Source organism: Ruegeria sp. ANG10 (genome assembly GCF_040705255.1).
GTDB lineage: Bacteria > Pseudomonadota > Alphaproteobacteria > Rhodobacterales > Rhodobacteraceae > Ruegeria.
The window spans coordinates 174,744-198,588 of sequence record NZ_JBFCVU010000001.1; the positions used below are offsets into that span (position 1 = coordinate 174,744).

19 protein-coding genes and 1 tRNA gene are annotated in these 23,845 nt (G+C 55.8%); 7 read left to right on the top strand and 13 right to left on the bottom strand.

Annotation, left to right across the window (positions count from 1 at the left end):
* Positions 1-43: 43 nt before the first annotated feature.
* Genes lpdA through AB1A64_RS00930 form a run of 5 tightly spaced genes read right to left on the bottom strand, consistent with a single transcriptional unit; the run spans position 44 to position 5,991 of the window.
* Positions 44-1,405 (bottom strand): dihydrolipoyl dehydrogenase, encoded by a 1,362-nt coding sequence (gene lpdA / locus AB1A64_RS00910; protein ID WP_366549665.1) that lies wholly within the window; start codon positions 1,403-1,405, stop codon positions 44-46.
* A complete protein-coding gene (locus tag AB1A64_RS00915) occupies positions 1,406-2,665 on the bottom strand; it encodes a dihydrolipoamide acetyltransferase family protein (protein ID WP_366549666.1) in 1,260 nt (419 codons plus the stop codon).
* A 3-nt stretch (positions 2,666-2,668) separates the two neighbouring features.
* The gene (locus AB1A64_RS00920) at positions 2,669-3,682 is read right to left on the bottom strand and encodes an alpha-ketoacid dehydrogenase subunit beta (protein WP_366549667.1); all 1,014 of its coding nucleotides are present in this window, start codon (positions 3,680-3,682) and stop codon (positions 2,669-2,671) included.
* 3 nt (positions 3,683-3,685) lie between these two features.
* The gene (locus AB1A64_RS00925) at positions 3,686-4,921 is read right to left on the bottom strand and encodes a 3-methyl-2-oxobutanoate dehydrogenase (2-methylpropanoyl-transferring) subunit alpha (RefSeq protein ID WP_366549668.1); all 1,236 of its coding nucleotides are present in this window, start codon (positions 4,919-4,921) and stop codon (positions 3,686-3,688) included.
* Positions 4,918-5,991, bottom strand: a complete 1,074-nt coding sequence (locus AB1A64_RS00930) for a Glu/Leu/Phe/Val dehydrogenase dimerization domain-containing protein (RefSeq protein ID WP_366549669.1) — start codon at positions 5,989-5,991, stop codon at positions 4,918-4,920. Before AB1A64_RS00930 ends, AB1A64_RS00925 begins: the two co-directional genes overlap by 4 nt.
* A gap of 153 nt (positions 5,992-6,144) precedes the next feature.
* Between AB1A64_RS00930 and AB1A64_RS00935 the strand changes: the two genes are divergently transcribed.
* Entirely contained in the window at positions 6,145-6,612 is a 468-nt protein-coding gene (locus AB1A64_RS00935) for an Lrp/AsnC family transcriptional regulator (RefSeq protein WP_366550241.1), read from the top strand.
* Between the two features lie 317 nt (positions 6,613-6,929).
* On the opposite strand, the gene AB1A64_RS00940 is transcribed toward AB1A64_RS00935, so the two are convergent.
* The 7 genes from AB1A64_RS00940 to AB1A64_RS00970 form a co-directional block, all read right to left on the bottom strand.
* Complete coding sequence (locus tag AB1A64_RS00940) at positions 6,930-7,580, bottom strand: tyrosine-type recombinase/integrase (protein WP_366549670.1); 651 nt, start codon at positions 7,578-7,580, stop codon at positions 6,930-6,932.
* A gap of 493 nt (positions 7,581-8,073) precedes the next feature.
* On the bottom strand, positions 8,074-9,762 hold the full coding sequence (locus AB1A64_RS00945; protein WP_366549671.1) for an ABC transporter ATP-binding protein: 1,689 nt from the start codon (positions 9,760-9,762) through the stop codon (positions 8,074-8,076).
* Positions 9,759-10,673, bottom strand: a complete 915-nt coding sequence (locus AB1A64_RS00950) for an ABC transporter permease (protein WP_366549672.1) — start codon at positions 10,671-10,673, stop codon at positions 9,759-9,761. Before AB1A64_RS00950 ends, AB1A64_RS00945 begins: the two co-directional genes overlap by 4 nt.
* Positions 10,670-11,638, bottom strand: a complete 969-nt coding sequence (locus tag AB1A64_RS00955; protein WP_366549673.1) for an ABC transporter permease — start codon at positions 11,636-11,638, stop codon at positions 10,670-10,672. The genes AB1A64_RS00950 and AB1A64_RS00955 overlap by 4 nt, the downstream gene beginning before the upstream one ends.
* Positions 11,639-13,192: an ABC transporter substrate-binding protein gene (locus AB1A64_RS00960; RefSeq protein WP_366549674.1), complete on the bottom strand. Its 1,554-nt coding sequence runs from the start codon at positions 13,190-13,192 to the stop codon at positions 11,639-11,641.
* A 55-nt stretch (positions 13,193-13,247) separates the two neighbouring features.
* A complete protein-coding gene (locus tag AB1A64_RS00965) occupies positions 13,248-14,822 on the bottom strand; it encodes an ABC transporter substrate-binding protein (RefSeq protein ID WP_366549675.1) in 1,575 nt (524 codons plus the stop codon).
* 524 nt (positions 14,823-15,346) lie between these two features.
* Positions 15,347-16,357 (bottom strand): helix-turn-helix domain-containing protein, encoded by a 1,011-nt coding sequence (locus AB1A64_RS00970; RefSeq protein WP_366549676.1) that lies wholly within the window; start codon positions 16,355-16,357, stop codon positions 15,347-15,349.
* 814 nt (positions 16,358-17,171) lie between these two features.
* Between AB1A64_RS00970 and AB1A64_RS00975 the strand changes: the two genes are divergently transcribed.
* Positions 17,172-17,384, top strand: a complete 213-nt coding sequence (locus AB1A64_RS00975) for a hypothetical protein (RefSeq protein ID WP_366549677.1) — start codon at positions 17,172-17,174, stop codon at positions 17,382-17,384.
* A 70-nt stretch (positions 17,385-17,454) separates the two neighbouring features.
* Here AB1A64_RS00975 and AB1A64_RS00980 read toward each other — a convergent pair.
* A tRNA-Leu gene (locus AB1A64_RS00980) sits at positions 17,455-17,539 on the bottom strand.
* 672 nt (positions 17,540-18,211) lie between these two features.
* On the opposite strand from AB1A64_RS00980, the gene AB1A64_RS00985 reads away from it, so the two are divergent.
* Genes AB1A64_RS00985 through AB1A64_RS01005 form a run of 5 tightly spaced genes read left to right on the top strand, consistent with a single transcriptional unit; the run spans position 18,212 to position 23,778 of the window.
* Positions 18,212-18,697 carry a hypothetical protein gene (locus tag AB1A64_RS00985; protein ID WP_366549678.1) on the top strand — a complete coding sequence of 162 codons (486 nt, stop codon included), beginning with the start codon at positions 18,212-18,214 and terminating at the stop codon, positions 18,695-18,697.
* A gap of 2 nt (positions 18,698-18,699) precedes the next feature.
* On the top strand, positions 18,700-20,709 hold the full coding sequence (locus AB1A64_RS00990; protein WP_366549679.1) for a dynamin family protein: 2,010 nt from the start codon (positions 18,700-18,702) through the stop codon (positions 20,707-20,709).
* Positions 20,710-20,717: 8 nt separating this feature from the next.
* Entirely contained in the window at positions 20,718-22,457 is a 1,740-nt protein-coding gene (locus AB1A64_RS00995) for a dynamin family protein (protein WP_366549680.1), read from the top strand.
* 22 nt (positions 22,458-22,479) lie between these two features.
* Complete coding sequence (locus tag AB1A64_RS01000; RefSeq protein WP_366549681.1) at positions 22,480-22,881, top strand: hypothetical protein; 402 nt, start codon at positions 22,480-22,482, stop codon at positions 22,879-22,881.
* Positions 22,882-22,905: 24 nt separating this feature from the next.
* On the top strand, positions 22,906-23,778 hold the full coding sequence (locus AB1A64_RS01005; RefSeq protein ID WP_366549682.1) for a hypothetical protein: 873 nt from the start codon (positions 22,906-22,908) through the stop codon (positions 23,776-23,778).
* Positions 23,779-23,845 lie beyond the last annotated feature (67 nt).

Below are 23,845 nucleotides of genomic sequence, written 5' to 3' on the forward strand. Positions count from 1 at the left end.
ACCAGCCCAACCAATGCAGGGCTGACCGATTTTTAATCTGACCTCAGATATGCAGGGCTTGACCCAAAGCCTTCAGACAAGCTTCTTGCAAGCCTTCAGATTGGGTCGGATGAGCGTGGATGCTTGCGCCGATGTCCTCAAGGCAGGCACCCATTTCGATGGCGATCGAAAAGGCAGCCGAAAGTTCCGACATCTGAGCACCGACAGCTTGAATGCCTACCACCGCGTGATCGCTTTCGCGCCAGACCACACGGACAAACCCGTCTTCACGTTCGCATGTCATGGCCCGACTGTTGGCTGCCAACGGAAAATCTGTGGCCTTTGTGCCTTCAATCTCGTCAGGCAGAGCGCCACAGGTGACGATCTCGGGGTCGGTAAAACAGACTGCTGGGATCGCGCATTTGTCCCACTCGACGGTGTGACCCGCTATATGTTCGGCAACCATTTCGCCCTGCGCCATGGCACGATGAGCGAGCATGGGTTCACCTGTAACGTCTCCGATTGCATAAATGCCGCGCATTGAGCTCTGACAGGTCTCGTCGATCTGGATGAACGGACCGTCCATAGTTAGCGACAGCTCTTCAACCCCGATGCCCTGCGTGCGTGGGCGGCGACCAACCGTTACCAATACTTTGGTGGCTGTAATTTCGCCCTGATCCGTGGCCAAAACACCATCGGAAAAGCCCTGCGCCTTGGTGTCGGTCATAACAGTGACATTCAGAGCCGACAGACGCTTCGCCACCGGTGCAGTCAGCGCTTTGTCATAGGTGGGCAGAATGCGAGATTCAGCCTCGACCACCGTGACCTTGGTACCCAGTTTGGCAAAGGCCGTGCCCAGTTCCAGCCCTATATAACCGCCGCCGACAACGGCAAGGCTTTCAGGCAAGTTACCCAGTGCCAGAGCTTCGGTCGAAGACAGGATATCGCCGCCAAATGGCAGGAAAGGGAGTTCGACCGGGGCCGAACCCGACGCGATGACGATGTATTCAGCAGTGATTTCACGGCTCTCGACATCAGTATCGCTGACCGACACGGTCTTGCCATCCAAAAACCGGGCGCGGCCCGAAACGAACCTGACTCTGGCCTTTTTCATCAGACCCGAAACACCGGTATTCAGCCGTTTGACGATACCGTCTTTCCAGGCAACGGTCTTGGCGAGGTCAATTTTCGGGGCAGGAGCGGTGATGCCCAGCGGGCCGTCATTCACCGAAGTGATCTGGTGAAACTCGTCTGCCGCGTGGATCAGCGCCTTGGAGGGGATACAGCCCACATTCAGACAGGTGCCGCCGGGCTTGGCCTCGTCCACCACGATCGTGTCGATGCCCAACTGGCCTGCACGAATGGCGCAAACATACCCGCCGGGACCAGCGCCGATGATCAGCAACTTACATTTCAGGTCCGACATTCAGCCCTCCACAAACAGCATGGCCGGGGTTTCCAGCAAGGATTTAAGTTTCTGCACAAAGACCGCCGCATCCCAGCCGTCGACCACCCGGTGATCAAAGCTACATGAGATGTTCATCATCTTGCGCGGCTGGAACTGCTGGCCGTCCCAAACCGGGCGGATCTGCATCTTGTTGACGCCGACAATGGCAACCTCAGGGTGATTGATGATCGGCGTCGTGGCCAACGCACCCAAAGCCCCAAGCGAAGTAATGGTTATAGTGCCACCCTGCAGTTCCTCTCGCTTAATCGTGCCGTCACGAGCGGCTTCGGCCAGGCGGGTCAACTCAACGGCGTTATCCCACAGGCTGCCCGCTTCGGCGTGGCGGATCACCGGCACGTTCAGGCCATTTGGCGTCTGGGTGGCGATGCCCACATGCACCCCGCCATGGCGATGAATGACTCCGGCCTCGTCATCGTACCGCGCGTTCAGTCCGGGCTGTTCGCGTACCGCTTCAACAATCGCGCGCATCAGGAACGGCAGCATGGTCAGCTTTGGTCTGTCGCCTTTGTGTTTGTCGTTCAGTGCTACCCGCAGCGCGTCGAGAGACTCGATTTCGACCTCTTCGACGATGGTGATATGCGGGATCTGGCGTTTCGAAAGTTGCATTTTTTCGGCGATCTTGCGCCGCATGCCGATGACGCGCACCTCTTCGATGCCGGTATTGGCATCACGGGTGATCTGGCCCTGTTGAATCCCGCCCGAGGCAATCCACTGGTCCAGATCGCTGTGGCTGATCCGCGAGGCCGGGCCGGACCCAGGCACCTGACGAAGGTCTATCCCTTCTTCCCGGGCACGAGCGCGTACCGAGGGTGAGGCCAGTGGCTTAGTGCCTTGGGCTCGCGCCACTGCAGGTGCAGCCCGCTCGGGTGCCTTTGCGGATTCAGGCGTGGGTTTGACCTTCGGCTCCGGCGCAGGTTCCAGCTCATCGCCGGGCTGCGCCTCGTCCACGAGAGGCGCGTCGCCTTCATTGCCTTCACCGTCGACCTCGATGCGGATCAGAGTGGCGCCAACGGCCATCAACTCGCCGATCTCTCCACCCAGTTCGAGAACTTTGCCTTCCACGGATGAAGGCACTTCAACCGCAGCCTTGTCGGTCATTACCACAGCCAGAATATCGTCTTCTCTGACGATATCGCCCGGTTTGACCTGCCATTCGGTCAACTCGGCTTCGGCGATACCTTCGCCAATGTCCGGAAGACGCATGACATACACACCCATTGCTCAGTCCTCCATGACAGTGTTGAGGGCTTCACCCACCCGCGTGGGACCCGGGAAATACTGCCATTCCTGGGCATGCGGATAAGGTGTGTCCCAACCGGTGACCCGGATAATTGGCGCTTCGAGGTGATAGAAGCATTCCTCTTGCACAAGGCTCAGCAGCTCTGCACCAAAGCCGCAGGTACGTGTGGCTTCATGCACGATTACGCAGCGGCCGGTTTTCTTCACCGAGGCGGTGATCGTATCCAGATCCAACGGCATGAGTGTCCGCAGGTCGATCACCTCGGCGTCAATGCCAGTTTCCATTGCGGCGGCTTCGGCGACGTAAACCATGGTCCCGTAGGTCAAGACGGTCACATCCGCGCCCTCGCGGGTGACCTTGGCCTTGCCCAGAGGCACGATCTCTTCGCCTTCTGGGACGTCGCCTTGGACGTGCTTTTTCCAGGTTGTCAGCGGCTTGTCGTGGTGCCCGTCAAACGGCCCGTTGTAAAGCCGCTTGGGTTCCAAAAAGATCACCGGATCGGGGTCGGCGATCGACGCAAGCAATAGCCCCTTTGCGTCCGCAGGGTTGGACGGCATCACCACCTTGAGGCCCGACACATGGGTAAACAGTGCCTCAGGGCTCTGGCTGTGGGTCTGACCGCCGAAAATACCGCCGCCAGTGGGCATGCGGATGACAAGCGGGCAGGTGAAATCGGCGTTCGAACGGTGTCGCAAACGCGCGGCTTCACTCACGATCTGGTCATAGGCGGGGTAAACATAATCGGCGAACTGAATCTCGATCACCGGTTTCAAACCGTATGCGGCCATGCCGATTGCGGTGCCAACGATACCGCTTTCGTTGATCGGCGCATCGAAACAGCGGCTCTTGCCGTATTTTTCCTGCAAACCGGCGGTGCAGCGGAAGACACCACCGAAAAAGCCCACGTCCTCACCAAACACCACCACTCGGTCGTCGGCACCCATGGCCACGTCATGGGCATCGCGAATGGCTTCGATCATTGTCATTTGAGCCATCTCTCAATACCCCGCTTGCTGGCGCTGACGGATCAGATGCGGCGGCATCGTTTCATAGACACCCTCGAACATGTCACGTGGTGACGGTGCCTTGCCGTCGCCGAGAGTGCCGACACTCTCGGCCTGTTTTTGCGTCGCAATGACTTCATCCATGATTTCGGCCTCGGCCTGTGTATGGCGTTCGTCAGACCACTCGCCGATCGCAATCAGATGCTGTTTCAGCCGCGTTATTGGATCGCCCAACGGCCAGGCGCTGGCTTCTTCGCCCGAGCGATAGGCTGAGGGGTCGTCCGAAGACGAATGCCCGCCAGCACGATAAGTCACGTACTCAATCAAGGTCGGACCCAGCCCACTGCGCGCACGTTCGGCAGCCCATTTGGCGACAGAATGAACGGCCAGGTAATCGTTACCATCAACGCGAAGTGAGGGGATTCCAAACCCATGTCCGCGCGCGGCAAATGTGCCTACGCCGCCTCGGGCGATCCCCTGAAAGGTCGAGATAGCCCATTGGTTGTTGACGATGTTCAGAACCACCGGGGCCTTATAGGTGGAAGCAAATACCATAGCCGCATGAAAATCGCTTTCTGCGGTTGAACCGTCACCGATCCAACCGGCTGCAATCTTGGTATCCCCTGAAATAGCCGAGGCCATGGCCCAGCCAACCGATTGCACGAATTGCGTGCCCAGATTGCCCGAGATCGAAAAGAATCCGTGCTCTTTCGAGGTGTACATGATTGGCAACTGCCGGCCGTGTAACGGGTCGTCGGCATTGGAGTAGATTTGGTTCATCATCGTCAGCATCGGGTAATCCACTGCAACCAGCAGACCGGCCTGACGATATGTCGGGAAGTTCATGTCTCCGGGTTGCAACGCGCGAGAGAAAGCACAGCTGATTGCCTCTTCACCTAGATGCTGCATATAGAAACTTGTCTTGCCCTGACGCTGTGCCATCAGCATGCGTTTGTCGAAGGCGCGCAGGGTCAGCATATGGCGTAGGCCGGTTCGCAGTTCATCAGGCGTCAACGCATCTGCCCAATCACCGATGGCCTGTCCCTCTTTGTTTAAAACCCGAACAATCGAAAAAGCCATGTCGCGAATGTCATCCGCGGCCACGTCGACCGGCGGCCGAAGGACCTCACCAGCCCGGGGGATTTCGAAATCCGAGAAATCCGGTGTATCGCCTGGGCGGCAGCCCGGTTCAGGGACGTTCAGCGAAAGCGGTTTGGTTGTATCGCTCATGCCGCCCCCTCCTGACGGTGATCACATGCACGATCCAGAATGTCACCGACAATCTGATCGGCGACCCGTGTGGACGATTGGCCGGTGCGTTTCGAGGTTTCGAGGATCTCGGCAATTCGCATCGCGATCTCCTCAAGTCTGGCCTGGCGATATGTCTCACCAGCCTTGTGAATTTCACTGGCCACGCTGATGATGCCGCCTGCATTGACCACATAATCAGGCAGATAGCGTATTCCACGAGCGCTAAGGGTCTCAGCGACAGAGTCTTCGGCTAATTGGTTGTTGGCCGCGCCACAGACCAGCCGCGCAGACAGTTTCTGCGCGGTTTCATGGGTCAGAATACCACCCAGAGCGCAGGGCGCGAAAATGTCCATCTGCGTGTCAAAGACCTGATCCACGGGGCAGATATCCGCACGCAGCCGGTCGCGGGCCTGGCCCAACTCGGCCTGATTGATGTCTGACACGATCAACGACGCCCCCGCTGTATGCAGTTTATCCGCCAGGCTCATGCCCACGTGGCCCAGACCCTGCACAAGCACGCGGCGACCGGTTAGGTCGTCACTTCCGAACACGTCGCTGGCACCAACCTTTAAGCATTGGAAAACCCCTTCGGCGGTAAAGGGTGACGGGTCGCCGCTGCCGTGCTCACCCCCTTCAAGACCAACCGCAAATTCCGTTTCCTCAGCCACAATCCGAATGTCTTCGGGCGAGAACCCCACATCTTCGGCCGTATAATACTGCCCCTCCAGCGTATCGATCGCGCGGCCAAATGCACGCAGCATTGCCGGAGTTTTGTCTTCGCGGGCATTGCCGATGATCACTGATTTGCCACCGCCCAACCCGAGGCCAGCCATGACGTTCTTGGCCGTCATGCCGCGTGCCAGTCGCAACACGTCCTCACGTGCAGCTTCCCGGCTGTCGTAAGCCCACATTCGGCAGCCACCCGCCGCTGGGCCGCAAACCGTCGAATGCAGACAGATGTAAGCCTGCAATCCGTTGCTGGTGTCCTCGGCAAAGATCAGACGTTCATATCCGGGCGGCGGGGTTTCTTCGGTGATGATCAGGGGCATAGTTTCACCATTCGTTTGTATGGCAGGAGTGTTGTTAATTCGATCCATCGGGATCATCACTTCCAGCCTATGGCCCTGTGCTGGGTTGAAAAACCGCTTTTCCAAGGTATTTTGAAGCAAAGTGAGTGTTTTTCACTACATAATTAAGGAATTATAGTGCCTTATACTACTGATCAAGTGGATCGAGAGATTCTTCGAGCGTTACAAGAGGATGGACGCATGTCATTGGTCCAACTTTCGGAACGCATTGGCCTGTCCGCCACGCCTTGCAAACGCCGGTTGGCGCGCCTTGAGGAATCTGGGCTGATTTCGGGCTACAGCGCTCGCATAGACCGTAAAACGGCAGGCTTTCCGATCACAGCTTTCATCTCGGTTGAATTGGAGAGACAGGACGCCGAAAAAGTGGCCGACTTCCAGCGCCAGGTTGCGCTGTTTGACGAAGTGGTGACTGGAACGTTGATGACCGGCGCGCAGGATTTCCTGTTGGAAGTCGCCGTTGAAAGCCTTGAAGAGTTTGAGACGTTCCTACAGACGAAACTAATGCGCCTACCGGGATTACGAGTGGTGCGTTCACGGTTCGCTTTGCGCCAATTTATCAATCGAACGCGCATCCCATATTGAGAGCATAGCGAGTTTGATCTGCGCTCAATCTATCGCTGTCAGAAGACAGCTCTTGGCGAGCGAGTTTCTTCAGGAAGTAAAGCGCAAGGTTATTCACGGCCGCCATTGAAAACACATCTGTCAAATGGCAATCAAAACCGATACTTGCAGGATTCTAACTTTTCTCCACCTGTATGCTAAGTGAGTCTGGTGCTGCATATTTGCTTCTGCGCCTTTTGCCTTTGCAGCGAATGGCGGCATAGGTGAAGCTACACCGCGGCACAGTCTGGCAAGATGAATAACCGCTTTGGGCCGCCGGTGAAGGCGACCCAACTGCACTATGTTTCAATGGCTTCGGCGATGACTAGGGCATCCTCAAGTTCGACGCCGAGATATCTGACAGTACTGTCCATCTTGACAGTACTGTCCATCTTGGTGTGGCCCAGAAGGAGTTGAACAGCACGAAGGTTTCCGGTCTTCTTGTAGATCTGAGTGACCTTGGTTCTACGCATCGAATGTGTACCGTAGGCGCTTGCCTCTAGACCGATCGACGTGACCCAATCCCTGACGATCCGTGCATATTGGCGTGTTGAGATGTGCAGGCGCTCATGAAAGCGGCCCGGCCAAAGATACTCGGATCCGACCATGAGTTCATCTTCCACCCACTTCTCGACCGAAGCCCGCGTTCCTTCGGAAATCTCGAAGCGCACAGGTTTCTGAGTTTTGCTCTGACGTACTGATGCTCGTTCCTTGATCTGGCCGGATGCCATCACGTCGACGACTTTCATTTTCACGAGATCGATGCCGCGAAGCTTGCTGTCGATCGCCATATTGAACAGTTCGAGGTCGCGATGGTTTTCGGCCAGTTCAAGTCGCACCCGGATTGCCCAGACGTGCTTTGGTTTCAGTGGTCGCCTCTGGCCAACGATCCAGCCCTTGTTCCAAGCAGGGCGAAGTGCCCGAATGGCGGGTAAGTTCGGTGTTTCCATGACTGATCCTCCGATCCGCCATGCCCTCCCAAACGATAACCCGACGTTGACCAAGGAAGTCTATCATAACACGCAGCACTGCTACCGGTGGCGGCAGGGAGCCCAAAGCTGCCGTTAATGGGGTTGCGGCGAACGTAGGCTTTGGTCGCCCATAGCGGTCATTCGCTGAGACAGCACGATCAAGGGTTGCTAAGTTTGGGTTCGGTGGGTTGAGCGCGAAAGCCCTTGCTTCAGAAGTGGCCATGCCGCGCGGAATTGACGTTGCGAACATGAGCCCCGAAGGTCAACTCACGCGCAGAATCCGTCAGCTCCGCCAATACTCCGAGTTTGAAATCTGAACCTGGGGCGATCTTAGGTCTACAGGTTCGACCTGTTACTTTGGGACGGAACCGTATCAAGACGGTGTCCGTGTTAAAACACTGTAGATTGCTGGCGTCTGCACCTCTCAATTCAATTTCTTCTGTAAAAACGATGCAAGACTTAGTCGGTAAGATTACGCTAGTTGCTTTAGCCGGGGCATCAATTCCAAGAGTTCCCGTGTGTACGGGTGCTCTGGAGCTGCGAACAATGAGTCCGTCTCCTGAACTTCAAGCAGCTTTCCATGACGCATCACGCCCACTCGGTCACACATCTGACGTACAACCGGGAGATCGTGGCTGATAAATAGCATAGTCAAGCCGAGGTGGTCCTGCAGGTCTTTGAGGATGTTCAAGATTTGCGCCTGAATGGATACATCTAAGGCGCTAGTCGGTTCGTCGCAGATTAGAAAACGGGGCTGAGTTGCAAGGGCGCGAGCAATACAAATGCGTTGACGCTGCCCACCGGAAAATTCATGTGGATATTTGCGCCACGCGTCCTTGGCCAGCCCAACCCAGTCAAGCAATTCGCGCACACGCGGTTCGACAGCGGGCTTGGGCAGAATTTTATGATGATGGATCGGTTCGGCCACGAGGTCCCCGACCCTCATACGCGGATTGAGGCTGGAAAAAGGATCCTGAAAGATCATTTGAATTTGGCGGCGATACGCTTGTAGGGCTTCTGCTCCCATGGCAGTTACATCTTGTCCGTCAAAGATTATTCGTCCACCGTCCACGGGATACAGTGTGCCTATCATCCGCGCGACAGTGGACTTGCCAGAGCCGCTTTCGCCAACAAGGCCAAAAACCTCACCGTCCCGAATGTCGAAGCTGACCTGATCGACAGCGGTTAGGTATTGCCGCTGTGATGGCAACAGGCCGCCCTTTTGCAGGAACGTCTTGGTGATGGCTTCGACCTCAAGCAGTTTGCCCGACTTTGACAAATCGGTCTTGTCCCAATGCGCCGCCAGATCGTCTATCTTGAAGGTTCTTTCCCGCTCACCATAGCTGACGATCGGAAAGCGTTCTACTTTGGCATGAGGTCGTGGCACGGCGGCAATCAGGGATTTGGTGTATTCATGTGTTGGTGCGCCGAGGATTTGGTCGGTGGTGCCGCTTTCGACCACATGGCCGGAATACATGACGGTGACCGTATCGGTGGTGTCAGCAATAACGCCCATATCGTGGGTCACAAGGATCACGCCAACCTGGCGTTCCTTGGCCAGTTCCTTGATCAGATCCAGCACCTGCGCCTGCACCGACACGTCCAGAGCTGTGGTGGGTTCATCCGCGATCAGAACGCTGGGTTCGGTACAGAGCGCAAGCGCAATCACCACCCGCTGACGCATCCCGCCGGAAAACTGGTGCGGGTACTGGTTGAACCGATCCGCCGGGTCCGGGATGGACACGCGATCCAGCAGGGCTATGGCGCGCTTTTGGGCCTCGGACGCGGACAGGCCGAGGTGCAGCTGGATCGTCTCGACCAATTGCTCGCCCACCGTGAACAGCGGGTTCAGCGAGGTCAGCGGATCCTGAAAGATCATCCCGATCTCTTTGCCCCTGATCCGGCGCTTGTCTTCGGCGTCCAGTTCGTCGATGCGGCGGCCGTTCAGCCAGACCTCGCCCTCGGAGACATGGGCCGGGGGGTCCAGCAGGCCTATCACGGCATTGCCGGTCATGGACTTACCCGCGCCGCTTTCGCCGACAACGCCCCGGATTTCACCGGGGTGCAGGTCGTAGGTCACATGCTCTACCGGCTTGAAGACACCTTGGCGGGTTGGGATTTCAACCGTCAGATTGCGGATAGAAAGAACGGGGTCGGTCATTTCAGCCTCGGGTTCAGAACATCGCGCAGCCAGTCGCCCAGCAGGTTCACACTCAGCGCCAGCGCCAACAGGGTGCAGGCGGGGAAGAACAGAATCCACCACTCGCCCGAGAACAGGAAGCCCTGTCCGATACGGATCAGCGTGCCCAGCGACGGCTGCGTGGGCGGCGCACCAACGCCAAGGAAACTGAGTGTCGCCTCGGCAATGATCGCCAGCGCAAGCGAGATGGTTGCGATCACCAGCACCGGTGAAAGCACGTTGGGCAGGATGTGGCGTAGCATGATGGTCAGCGGGCTTTGCCCGATGATGCGCGCGGCGGCGACATAATCCTTGTTCTTCTCGACCAGCGTCGCGCCCCGGACGACCCGAGCAAACTGCACCCAGTCGGACAGACCAATCGCCAATATCAGCACCCAGATCGCCATCTGATCACGGTATTCAATGGGCGTGATGCCTTTGGCGATGCCAAAGATCAGCATGGCCAGAAGGATCGAAGGGAAGGTCAGTTGCACATCCGCAGTGCGCATGATGATCGTTTCGGTCCAACCGCCGAAGTACCCAGACAACAGGCCCAGAATGATCCCTAAGATCATGGCAAACATGACGGCAGCCACTCCGACAAAGAGCGAGATCCGCATTCCGTAAAGGATTGTGGAAAACACATCCCGCCCCTGATCGTCGGTCCCCATAAGGAAACTCTCACCGGTGAAGGCATTCGGCTCCATGGGCGGGGTGAAGCCGTTCATCAGGTTGAGGCTTGAAGGATCGAAAGGGTTCGTCGGCGCGATCAGCGGCGCGAAGATCGTTGCGAGGACAAGCAGCAGGGCCACTGCCGCAGACACCATGGCCACGGGCGAACGGCGAAAGGCATAGAACTGGTCGCTGTCGAAAATTGCTTGCAGACGGCTCATGCGCTGACCCTCAGACGCGGATCAATGAAGGCATAGAGAATATCGACCGCAAGGTTGATGGTGACGAAGATGACCGAGATCATCATGAGGTAAGCTGCCATAACAGGGATATCCACGAACTGGATCGCATTGATGAACAGAAGCCCGAGGCCCGGCCATTGGAATACCGTCTCGGTAATGATGGCGAAGGCAATGATGGCCCCCAATTGAAGACCAATGATCGTGATGACAGGAACCATCGTGTTTTTCAAAGCGTGCCGAAAGTTGATGGTATGATCGCTCAGGCCCCGGGCGCGAGCAAAGCGGATGTAGTCTTGCCGAAGAACTTCCAGCATCTCGGACCGAACCAGCCGCATGATCAGGGTCATCTGGTAAAGGCCCAGTGTAATTGCGGGAAGGATCAGCGCTTTCAGCCCGCTGCTGGTCAGCAACCCGGTGCTCCACCAGCCCAAATCCACGACCTCTCCGCGCCCGAAGCTGGGTAGCCAACCAAGCTCAACCGAGAAGATGTATATTAGCAAGATACCGATCAGGAAGGTTGGCAAGGACACACCGATCAGTGATGCCGACATGATGAAATTCGCGGCAAACCCATCTCGTCGGATTGCGGTGAACACACCCAGAGCGATGCCCAAAACAATAGCAAGTACGGCAGAGACCAATGCCAATTCCAACGTCGCCGGAGCGCGTTCGGCCAGAATCTCCGCAACCGGGCGGCCTTGGCGGAAGCTGACGCCGAAATTTCCCTGTACCGCTTCCTGCAAGAATTTCACATATTGCACCGGAAACGGCTGATCGAGGCCCAGCTGAGCGCGCAGACGTTCCACGTCTTCCATTGTCCGTTCCTGCCCCAGCATATTGTCGATCGGGTCGCCAACAAAACGGAACATGGAAAACGCGACAAGGCCCACAACGAACAGAACCAGCGCCGACTGGGCTACACGCTTGATTATATATGACAGCATTTAGTTGACCGTAACCCAGCGCAGAAGGAAGAAGTTGTCCGGCCGTTGTGTTAGCTCCACGTTGCTGCGCGCGCCCCAGACCAGCGGTTGGACGTAAAGCGGAACATAGGCCACTTCGTCCTGCAGGATGCCTGCGACCTCATCCAGCATCGCCTGACGCTTGGCCTCGTCGATTTCGGACTGGATCATCGGCAGCAACTCGTCCACACGCTCGTTGGAATATCCGCCAAAGTTCCACGAGCCAAGCTTCTTCTCCTCATTTGGGGTCGAGGCGAGAAAGCGCACGGGATGTTCCGCGTCGAAGGTCCCGGGCGACCAGCCCAGCAGATACATGTCGAAGTTGTCGGCACGCAGCTCCGGCCAGTAATTCTGCACCGGCATTGCATCGAGCGTCACGTTCAACCCGGCCTGGGTCAACATGGCGATGATCGCCTGACAGACGGATTCGTCATTCAGGTAGCGATTGTTGGAACATTTGAAACTGACTTCGGCACCTTCGGCACCAGCTTCAGCCAGCAGCGCTTTCGCACCTTCAGGATCATAAGCATAAGGGTCTGCGTTTGCAGCAGAATACCCCCGCATCGCCGGGCTGACCAACTGGCTTGCCACCTCGGCATTGCCGCGCATGATGGTTTGAAGGATGGCCGGTACATTCACCGACTTAGCAACCGCTTCGCGAACACGCGGATCGAGGAACAGGTCCGAGCCACCTTGCCCGGCCTCGCTTGCGCCTTCCTGTTGGTCAAAACCCAACATGATAACACGCGCCTCGATCCCCTGAATGACCTTCACATCGGCATTGCCCTGTAACCGGGCGACGTCCTGAATCGGCACCGGATTGATGAAATCCACATCACCGGACATGAGCGCCGCCAGAGCTGTCGCAGGGTTCTGGATCGGAACCAGTTCGGCGCGAGTCAGGTTGTGTTCTGCTTCGCCCCACCAGCTCCCAAAGGGTTCCAGAACAGTGCGCAAGCCCGGCTCTCGTGCGGTGACGCGGAAGGCACCGGTGCCATTGGCGTTCAGGGTCGCGTAGTTGCCGGCCTCTTTGTCGGGGAGTGCTGCGTCGTTTGCCTCGGCCCAACTGCTATCCATGATCATCCAGTTGGCGATGCTGTCTGGGAAGATCGGGTTGGGCGCAGTCGTCATGACGTCGACGGTAAAGTCGTCAACCTTCACCACCTCGCTGACCGGTGCGAACCAGCTGCGGGTGTCCGAATTCTCGTCCGAGGCGCGTTGATATGAGAAAATCACGTCATCCGCATTAAATTCGGCCCCATCATGAAATGTAACGCCCTCGCGCAGCTTGAACCGCCAACCTGCGCCGTCCCCGATTGTTTCCCAACTGGTTGCTAGCGCCGGTTCGATGGTCATATCCTTACCCCGCCGAACAAGCCCCTCGTAGACATTATTCAGAAACCCCAGCACAGGTGCAGAGTTGACCGCATGAGGATCCATCGTTTGCGGGTCTGTTTTGACGGCAAATGTGAACTCATTAGCTGCGACAGGTAAGGCAAGCGCTCCCAAGAGCGCGGCAGCGGTCAGACGTTTCATGATTGCTCCCACTTTTTGGTGGCGGGCCTCGCATGCCGAGGCCCGACCACGTTTCTTAATTCAGGCCGAAATGTTTGACCATTGGCTGATCTTCGGGATCTACGTTGATATCCAGGTTTTCTGCCATGCCCCAGTTCAGCACCTGGTGGTGGATCGGGATATAAAGCTGTTCGTCCTGCACCACACGCCAGATCTCAGCGATATCCTCATTGCGCTCGACAAGATTAGTGTTCGAGGCCAACGACTTAATCTTGGCGTCTAACTCATCGTTGTCAAAACCAGTGCCGTTCCACGTGCCAATATCGCTTTCGCGGCCATGAACCAGGAAGTTGAAGATGTACTCCGAGTCATAAGTCGGAACGCCCCAACCCAGCATGTAGAAATCGGTCTTTCCGTCAGTGATCAGCGGGAAGTGCTGCGCTTTCGGCTTGGCATCAAGATTCACGGTAATACCGATTTGACCCAGCATCCCGACAGCGGCCTGACAGATACCTTCATCGTTGATGTAGCGGTCATTGGGGCAATCCAGCCGGATCGAGAAACCGTCGGGATAGCCTGCCTCTGCCAACAGGGCTTTTGCGCCTTCGACATCCGTGCTGCTTTCAGCATCCATCTCGGCAGTCCAGCCGTTAACAAAGGGCGGTGCAATCATCCCGGCAGGTTGCGACTGACCGCGCATGACCACCTGTTTGATGGCATCGCGGTTGATCGCTTTGGACATGGCCTGACGCACACGCACATCAGCAAGAGGGTTCTTGCCATCGACGTTATCCGCTTCGATATCGTCCCCACCCTGGTTCATGCCAAAGAAGATCACTCGGTTCTGCGGCGCTTGTTTGACGACCAGCCCATCCACCGCATTCACTCGATCCAGATCCTGCACCGGCATATCCTGCAGGAAGTTCACCTCGCCCGAAAGCATCGCAGCGACGCGGGTGGCATCGTTCTGGATCGGTGTATAAATGATCTCGCTGATCGCCATCGGGAATTCATCACGACCCCAATAATCCTCGTTCCGCTCCATTACGGTTTTCACGTCGGGCTCACGGCTGACCAGTTTGTAGGGGCCGGTGCCGTTCACATTTGTGGTTGCAAAGGTGATCTCGCCACCTTCAAAATCCTGAACGTCAACTGCGTTGTTCGCCTCGGTCCAACCTTTGTCCATGATGAACAGATCCGTCAGGTTCGCCGGCAGGATCGGGTTCGGACCATCGGTTACGATCTCGACCGTGTGGTCGTCGACCGCGCGTATCTCGACGATAGAATTGATCAGTTCTTTCATATCCGAGTTCGGCTGTTTCGCGCGATTTATGCTGAACACCACGTCTTCTGCTGTGAAATCGGCGCCGTCATGGAACTTCACACCCTGCCGTAAATTGAACACCCAGACATTCGGATCACTTTCGCTGGGGGCCCAATCCGTGGCCAGTGCAGGTTCAAAGGCGCCGGACGTGTCGCGGATAATCAGAGGTTCATACATCTGGTGGCGCACAGTATGCGTGGGGCCTTCGTTTTGTGAATGCGGGTCAAGCGTCAGCGCATCCCCCGAGCGCGCCCAACGTAGGGTTTCTGCGTTGGCCAACGACGTCGTCGTCATCAATAGCGCAAGCGCGAGCATTTGTTTATTCATTATTTTCTCCCATATTGCAGTCGTTTAGCTGCATTGAATTCACGATACTATGTCGCAAATTTCTGTGACCTTGTGGTTGTGGATAGCATACCAACTGCGAAGGCATGTCAATCGTTCAACCCGGTGCTGAGTTGCCAAATGTAAGCGACCTGGGAATTTTAGAGGACAGCTACTGTGTTAAAAAAAAATTGCATCAAGTATCTATTACTCAGTCGAGACCAAAAGAAACCGCAAAAATCATGCTCCCCGTACCAATACGTTAATCCAGATAGCGTCGAGGGGAGTCGCGGGTCTCAGAATCTAGATAAATGTCCCCTTTAGAGGCTTTGCCACACTGCCTTAAACTCGCTGCCAGACTTTGCAATCCACCCGGGGTGTTTTCGTCGGGGTTGCAAAGCGCACAAAGTGGTTGTTTGCGCGGAACACACCAACGGCAAGCTTTGCGCGGAAGCAGACGCAATGCACAAGTTCAGTGTGTCTGACGTCAGCGCCAATGGTGAATTATCTACTCCGAACGTTAAAGCTCATGTAGACAGTTTTCCCCTCATTTCGTTCGGAGTACGCTGAAATTCTGCACGAAAACACCTGGAAAAATGACTGGTCGAGGAAAATCCAGTTGCGAGAGCGACCTCGGTAATTGGAACGCGAGATTGCACCAGAAGTCTGTAAGCCTCGCGCAGCCTCAGCCGCATGAAATGCCGCTTGGGCGATGCACCAAGGTAGCGCTTGAAAAGCCGTTCAAGTTGACGTGTGGAAATGTTGACCTTCTGCGCGAGTTGCGCAGGAGATGCCGGATCTTCAACTGTGCGTTCCATCTCGGCAATGACTTTTGAAACAATTGGATGAAGAATGGTCAGGCTATTGGGCGTAGCAATATCAATTGATTTTTGAATTTGCCGCAAGGGCGTGTAACACATTGCCTCAGAGACCAGATCAGCAAACTTTTCTCCGTGTTCTAGTGCTACGAAGTCCAGAAATAAATCTATGCCGGACACACCACCGGAACTGGAACATCTTAAGCCCTCATAAACATGCGTTCGATTGCTCAACTCAACGTCTGGAAACCGCTCAGAAAATCCTTTGCGGTACCATGCGTGAAGAGATGCCGGAGCATTCCCCAACAGCCCGGCTTTGGCCATCGCAATAGCACCTGTACCTAGTCCAGTCACACGGGTTGTACCGCGTGCCATGCGACCAGCCCAAACCTTCAGTGCCCTAACATCAAGATCAAAGACGTTCTCACCGGATACAATGACGATATCTTCTGCTGCACTCACTTCACTCAGTTTTACACTGACCTCAGTTGGGATACCTACGCTTGAAACAACCGGTCCACTGGTGATGCCACAAAACTGCCATCCATAAATGGAGCGACCTGCGACAAGGTTTGCGTTTTGGAGCGTTTCGATCGCGGAATTGAGTGAGAGAGACGAAAATCCTTCCAGCAGAACAAAGTGAAAAAAATGTGGAATCTGTTGGCCACTTGATTGGCAGGTCGATGTCCCCTTATCGATGTCGGTGCTTTCCTGCGGCACAAAGGCTCCAAATCAGAACTCATTTTATTGAGCAGAAAGTTTATTGAAGTCAGCTTTTGTTCGCAAGACAGGGAATCGCTCAAAGCGCCTGAAGCGGAACTTGGTAAAGATGGGTTAAACGGCAGGTTTGTCCGCAAAGCAGACAACGTCGCTCCTTATTGTGATGGCCAAAAAGGACATGATGAGTAGACTTCGAAACAAAATATGGCCGCAAACGGCATCGACACACACCGTTTCAAAGCCGGTTTTTGCCCTGCAGTATCTTAGAAACCCGATGGTAACCCCGTACGCGACCACTGAACCACAAATCAATATTATTACAGTAGCAACTTATTCTGGCACACTGCCTGCTCCTATTTGTCGTCTACAGATTCAGAACTCGCCCGTGTTTCTACTTTTTCCCGCGCCCAATTGGCTTGGGCTTTCTGCAACTGTCGGAAGGCATCGCGAGGAAGATTGTTGACCCGTATGTAGCCACAACCTTGATTTACACACTTAACAGCTATGGCTTTGAGTTCATCTATGCCCAAGTGGTCGAAGCTGCTGTTGTCACTGTTCGAAATTATCGTTTCGTGGACACTTTCACTCTTCTCAAGGTCTCTGAGATATGCAGCGATCTGCTCATCGTCGAGGGGTCGCGGCATTGTGCGAATGTACTTATCCAGCGGAATCGGACGGGTCTTTTTGTCAGCCCTTGCCGTTGCTCCTTATGTCGAACTACGAGACATAGGTAAAAGTATGTTGAGTGAATTTTATACTAAGTCTGTGGCAGAGCATCCCGCCACATGACCCCACACGAGACACTAGAGAGTCTATGACCAAAGCTCGGATTCCCATAACCACCGGCAAAGTGAACCTCGTGACCGGCACTCAAACTATAAAATCTGCCCGCTGGCCTTTTGGACGCAACAAATTCTACGAGTTGGTAAAAGCGAATCTCATCAAGCCTCACTTTACCCATGAAGGTGCGCGCCCGGTGTATTCCGTGGAGGAAATTAACGCTGCATTCCAGCCCTGCAACGCCTGACAATGTGGGGGCCATAGTGGGGGCCAAAATCGACTAATTGGATGTTTAATTAGTGCTTTCAATGGGTGATTGGTGCGGGTGGAGGGACTTGAACCCCCACGCCTTGCGGCGCCAGAACCTAAATCTGGTGCGTCTACCAATTTCGCCACACCCGCACGACCGGCCTTGAGTGCCGGATTGACGTGCTCAATAACAAAGGCTGCGACCGAGTGCGAGAGGGAAATTGGCTTTCGGAAAAGAATATTGCCCCCTTATTGGCAACAATCTTGGCAAGGTTGATCGTCATACCCGGCGCGCAGAATCAAAACTTTTGATGGTGCATGAGCTGACTGAATTGGGCCAATAGTCCCAATTTATTGAATGTTTGGAACTCAGACCCCTGGTGAAAACCAGTACGACAGTATTTGATCCCTCAATTGGTCGCCCTGCCAATAGTTGACGATTCATGCACATTAAAAATGGCCGAAAAATTACACTCGCTTACGTTGAGTTATCTGATTGGAAAACGGGCGTACCTAACACGGTTGCTTCGATCATCGCACCGGGAGGGTTCGGAAAACCGGCTCGTAGATAATATCTCTCTTCGAATTTATATCATTATTAAACAATGTGTTACCCATCAAGCTCTCAAGAAAATTCATCCTATGATCAACGCCTTGCTCAGCTTTGGCACCTTGATCCGTCAGTTCCGAAATCCTTCTCGCTCGGCCATGAGTTGAGCGCCCCAAGAGGACGCGACCATATTTGCGCCACAATTCAAACGCCAAAAAATCTTATTCGCGTCAAAATAACACCGCCTTGCCAACAATTATGGAGAGCGGGAATTAATGAGTCTTTTTGCCTTCGGGCAAGTACGAGTTTCTTTTTTGCTCAACTCGAACACGAGGGTCTTAGCCGTGACCAATACGATGAACGCTGCTTCTGCCGAGCAAGACGCCATTGGTCTTGCCCGTGAAAGTTTTCTTGGTGAACTGAAGTCCTTGAACCGGAATCATCCGAACACAGGCTTCGGCGTGTCATTGCGTACGCATTCGGGGGGTCACTACCTGTTGGCCAACTCGCGCATGCCGCTGCCCCGAACGAAATCAAAAAGTTTTCCGACCGGGCGTCGCCTGGCTCTGCTGGAAAACAGTGAACAGTTCAGCGAGATCGAAGTGCTTGCCGATTCTCAAGCTTATGAAACGATCTCACCCGGTGATGAGGCCGACATTCTGGGCACCGCACTGAATCTGATTGCTCGTATCGACATCATGACCAGCTCTCATGACGGTCAGGACCACAATCCCATCGCTGCCACTGGAACCGGAGGCTGACCATGGCCAGAAACGACCATCTTCTGTCCGTAGGAAACGAGGCGCTGACGCCGATGACTTCGGCCATGACTGCCCTGTCTACGCAGATCGACCAATTGACAGAGGTGGCAGATGCGCGATCCTCGGCGCGGCTTGCGACGCTCAAGACGAAGATGGAGAATTTTACGGCCAGTGTGACACTGGTTGGACAGGTCAAGGCTGGCAAATCCTCGATCGTGAACATTCTGGCGGGGCGCCCTGCCCTGCTGCCGTCGGATGTCAACCCGTGGACCTCGGTGGTGACCACGCTGAATATCAATACGCGCACCGAAAGTGACAAACGGGCAAAGTTCACCTTCTTCGAACAGGAAGAATGGGACAATCTGATGGTCGGCGGCGGTCGTCTGGGCGAATTGGCCAATCGCGCCGGCGCCGATGATGAGATGGAAGATATTCGCCGCCAGATCGGTGAAATGAAGGCCAAATCCGAATCCCGGCTGGGCCAGCATTTCGACCTGATCCTGGGGCAAAGCCACCAGTATGACTATTTCGACGAAGAGCTGATCCAACGCTATGTCTGTCTTGGCGATGACGAAGACCCGGATATCAACCCCAAGACCGGGCGTTTTGCCGACGTCACCAAATCTGCGGAACTGTTCATGGACATTCCGCAATATCCGATTTCGCTGAAACTCTGCGATACACCTGGCGTGAACGATACGTTTATGGTGCGCGAACAGATCACACTGCGCAGCCTGCGCGGGTCCGAGGTTTGTGTCGTTGTTCTGGCCGCCAGCCAGGCGCTGACCACCATGGATATGGCGCTGATGCGGATCATCGCGCAGTTCGAAAACCGCCAGATCATCCTGTTTGTAAACCGCATCGACGAATTGTCAGATCCGGTCAATCAAGTACCGGAAATTCGCGACCGCATTCAGGACACGCTGAAACAGAACAACATCGACACAAGCACAAGCGTTGTGTTCGGCAGTGCCCTTTGGGCCGAAGCCGCCCTGACCGGCAACCCCGACATTCTGACAGAAGAGTCGCGGCAAGCCCTGAACACCTTCTATCTGGCGGCAGGGTTTGGCGATCAGGCCCCGTCGCTGGATAAAATCTGGGCGTTGTCGGGTCTTCCCGATCTGCTGCTGGCGATGAATGAACGGATCGCTGACGGAGCGGGCACTCGCCTGTTAGATCGCGTTAGGCATCGCGCCCGCAATATCGCAAGCCAAATTCGGGCGACGGCTGTGGCCAAGAACCTCTCCGACGGTCAAGGCGTCGTGCGGGATCTGGATGGTGTGTCCCCAGAAGAGGCAATCGCCAAGGTTGCTGAAGAATACGATAAGAAGGCTGCTGAACTGACGACCGCTTTGCGCGACAAAGTGCTGGAACGTCTGAAATCGGCCGAGGCGAACTTTGTCAAACGCGCAACGGACTCGTTGATTGCGCATCTCGAGCAGAATGGCGAGGAAGGCACCTGGCAATATGACCCGGCGGGTCTGCGCACATTGCAAAAGGCGGCCTATTTCAGCTTTGCCCGCGCGATGCGCAAAGAGGCAGGCGCGCTTTACAGTACCGCTGCGGCGGATGTTGAAGCGCTGTATCAGAAGCTGTTGGGCAACCACCTGGGTGAATTCAGCATCGAAGCCCCAATCGTCCCTCGTGTACCCCCGCCGCTGGGCATCGGGCGCACCATTGCGCTGGACCTGCAAAGCACATGGTGGCGTCGCTGGTGGCAACGCCGCAAAGGGTTTGAAGCATACGCTGCCGATTATACGCGCCTGATCGCATCCGAGGCGAACTCGATCACCAAGGACCTTGAGGAAAATCAGATCGCAGCGGTTCTGGAAAACGTCCGGGCCGGGTTATCTGACTTCCTCCGCGAGCAGGCCGAGACCCTGTTGAACATCTCGGCATCAGCCGAGCAAGACCCAAGCCAGGCCGCGCTTATGGCCGGTATAGCACCCAAGAAATCACGCGACGATATCCTGGGTGACATCCTGAAAGATCTTAGTAACGAGGCAGCATAAGTAGCGATATGGCAAAAGACACACAAACCCGCTTCGTCTCTCCTAAGGCATGGGAACGCATCGAGCAGTGGTCCCGGCGCAAACCAATCTTTGCGCTGATGGGAGAGTTCAGTGCCGGAAAGTCGACGCTGATGAACTTTTTGCTGCGCTCGCACGCGCTGCCAACGCAGGTCACGGCCACACAACTGCCCCCCGTCTGGTTCAGTTGGGGAAAAGGTTCGGCCTATGTGCAACGCCACGATGGTAGCCGCGAGAACATTACGCTGGACCAGCTAGATACCGTAGGGGTCAACGATGTTCAGTTCGTTCGCATTTTCCTTGAATCCGACATTCTGGAAGCGGTGGACCTGATTGACACCCCCGGCATTTCCGACCCCAAAATTTCCAGCGATGTCTGGCGTCGGGCAGTTGGGCAAGCCAATGGCGTTCTGTGGTGTACTCATGCCACCCAAGCCTGGCGCGAGACCGAGCGGGCGACATGGGTGTCCTTGCCCGAACGACTGCAGCATAACTCGCTGCTGCTGGTGACGCGCGCAGATGTGTTGGGCCAGAAAGATCGCCAAAAGGTGCTGCGCCGCGTAAACCGCGAAGCCGGTCATCTGTTTAACAGATCGATCCTGTTCTCGGCTCGTGACGCGATCACAGCGCGAGACAAGAGCGGTGACGCCGAGATGTGGGCCCGCAGTGGTGGCGGCAAGATGGTCGACAGTTTCCTTGAGATTACTGAACAGATCATGGACAACCGCGCCGATATGCTGGCACGCTACCAAATAGACAACAGCCTGTCAGGCGGGCCTCGTGTTCAGCCAATTCGTCCCAAGCGAAAGGAAGAACAGGCCGACGAAACGGCGCCGTTGAAACTGGTCGACCCCGTATCCGAATCCGAGGCGGGTAGCGCAGACGAAGTGGTCACCAACTTCCCAATTCGTCCAACGCGTGTCGAGCGCCGCGCAGAGGATACCGACCGCGACGAACGCATCGATGCGGCCGAAGCCGAGCGCCTACGCGCCGAAATGGTGGCAGAAAAACAGGATGCTGAACCCGTCCAGGACGCCCAAGAGGACGAGCTGCGCGCCTTTTTCCGCGACACGCCGGATACCGGTCTGAACCTGTCCGAACACGTGCGGGGTTTCGACGAGGAAGACTCGTTCGATCTGCTGGATGATGACGAATTGGACGAAGATGACGGTATCAACCTGTTGTCTGACCCCGAGACGGACAACCCTGCTGAAGATCTGGCCGCTTCGGACCCGATCCTATCCTCGCCAGAAAGCGAGTTGGCAGACACATCCGAGCAGAGTGAGAGCGCCGAACAGGCACCGGATGACCGTCGCGCCGATGTCTCGGTGTCATCAATTACGGCTTTGCTGGCGGAACAGCCGAAGGGCGCAGATGACGAGTATGAGCCCGAGCCGGAATCCAGTGGTCTTGTGGACATGCAAGTTGTACCGCTGTCCAACGGCAGCGCCCCTGACGAGGCAACCCCGGCCGCAGAAAGCGGCGAAAAACTGGAAGATTTGCTGAACGTTCCGGCAGGAAAACCGCTGAGCGCGGCATCCATGTGGCGCGACATCACCGCGGATGAGGATTTGCCGGACGATGCTGAAGGCATGAAAAATGTGTTCGACGCATTCCTCAAGGAATTCGACCAGATCGCAGCCGAACATTATGCACGTCAGGCCAAGGATTCGATGCATACGGTTCCGAACGCTTCGAAAAACGGCGGGGCGGAATTCCATGTGTTGTGACCAAAAGCGCAGGTAGCAAGCGATGACAATCGAAGCCGCATTGAACACCGCGATGGACACCATACCCGACTGCATTGCAGCCGGGTATGTCGATATGGAAACGGGGATGTTGCTGGCGACCAACACCTTGGACACAGACAGCGCGGACGTTCTGGACACTTTGGCCATTGCCGTGGCTAACCTGTTTCAGGGTCGCGGCGTCAAAGCCTTTGAGGAATTGTTGCGCTCGGCCAAAGCAGAAGATTCGAATAGTCCGGGATTTGGGGAAATCGCGGTGTTTTCGAATGATCGGCTGCACATTTTTCTGCGGACCCGGGAATATCCCGACCACGTAGTCTGCTACATCTGTCACAACAGCGCCAATGTCGGGTTGGCGCTGACCAAATCGCATCTCAGCCTGGGGCCGGTGGCGGCCGCAGTTTAGACCGGACCAGAGGGGGGTCACGGCATGATGGACACGGACATACTTGAGCTGCTCGACGATATCGGTCGCGCATCTGTCGCCCGCCTGAACCCAGCGGTGACCGTACCAGGCGATACAGCCCAGGCGCGGCGCGAAAAGGTATTGCGTACCATTCGCGGCACCATCCTGCCCCGCCGGTTGGAATTCACCGCCGCCAATGGCGATTGCCTGGCGATTGAGGTCAACAGCTCTCGGGTGACGGATGTGTTTCGCGTTCAATCCGGCATAGCGCCGGACTTCGAAACGGAATCGCGTGAGGATCTGGCCGTCAAATTGGCGCAGCTGGTCACGGACATCGCCTGCGCTCCCGCTCCGCTTGAGTTGGTATCCCTACAGCCAGACACGGCGCTTGAGGCGGATGACGTTGGCATAACCTTCAGCGAAATCGAAACCGCCTGTGAAAACATAGAAGTGCCGACAGAGCCGGTTATTTCCATTGTTGCGGATGCCGACCCGGACGAAATAGCATCCGCCGATGAAGCTTTGGAAAGCGAAGATAACGAGACTCTGGCGCAACGTTTCTATGACGGGTCCGAGCGGTTTGCACAGGGACGTGTTCTGGCAGCCGGGGCCGACGGGGCAGCACTGCAAATGGCAGGTGATTGCCAAGAAAATGGATCATTACACCCCGATTCTGACCTGCTGGCCCGCTTTGCCCGCGATCTTGCGGGTTGGAATGGCGACAGCGCCGCCGTGATGGACCATCCGCAATTGATTGTCATGCGCCCTTCGGGTGGCAAAGACGCCGGGCTGGCAATCCTGAACGATGGTAAAAACCTGGCAATGGCCGTACACGAGGCGCGCAAGCTGGGTGCCGTCGTCAATCTGTGGACCAACCTGAAGAGGCCGGACGGATGACTTCGGCCAAAACATTCAATTTTTCGACTAATTCTATCCGTGATTACAAGTTACCAGGGTAAAGTTT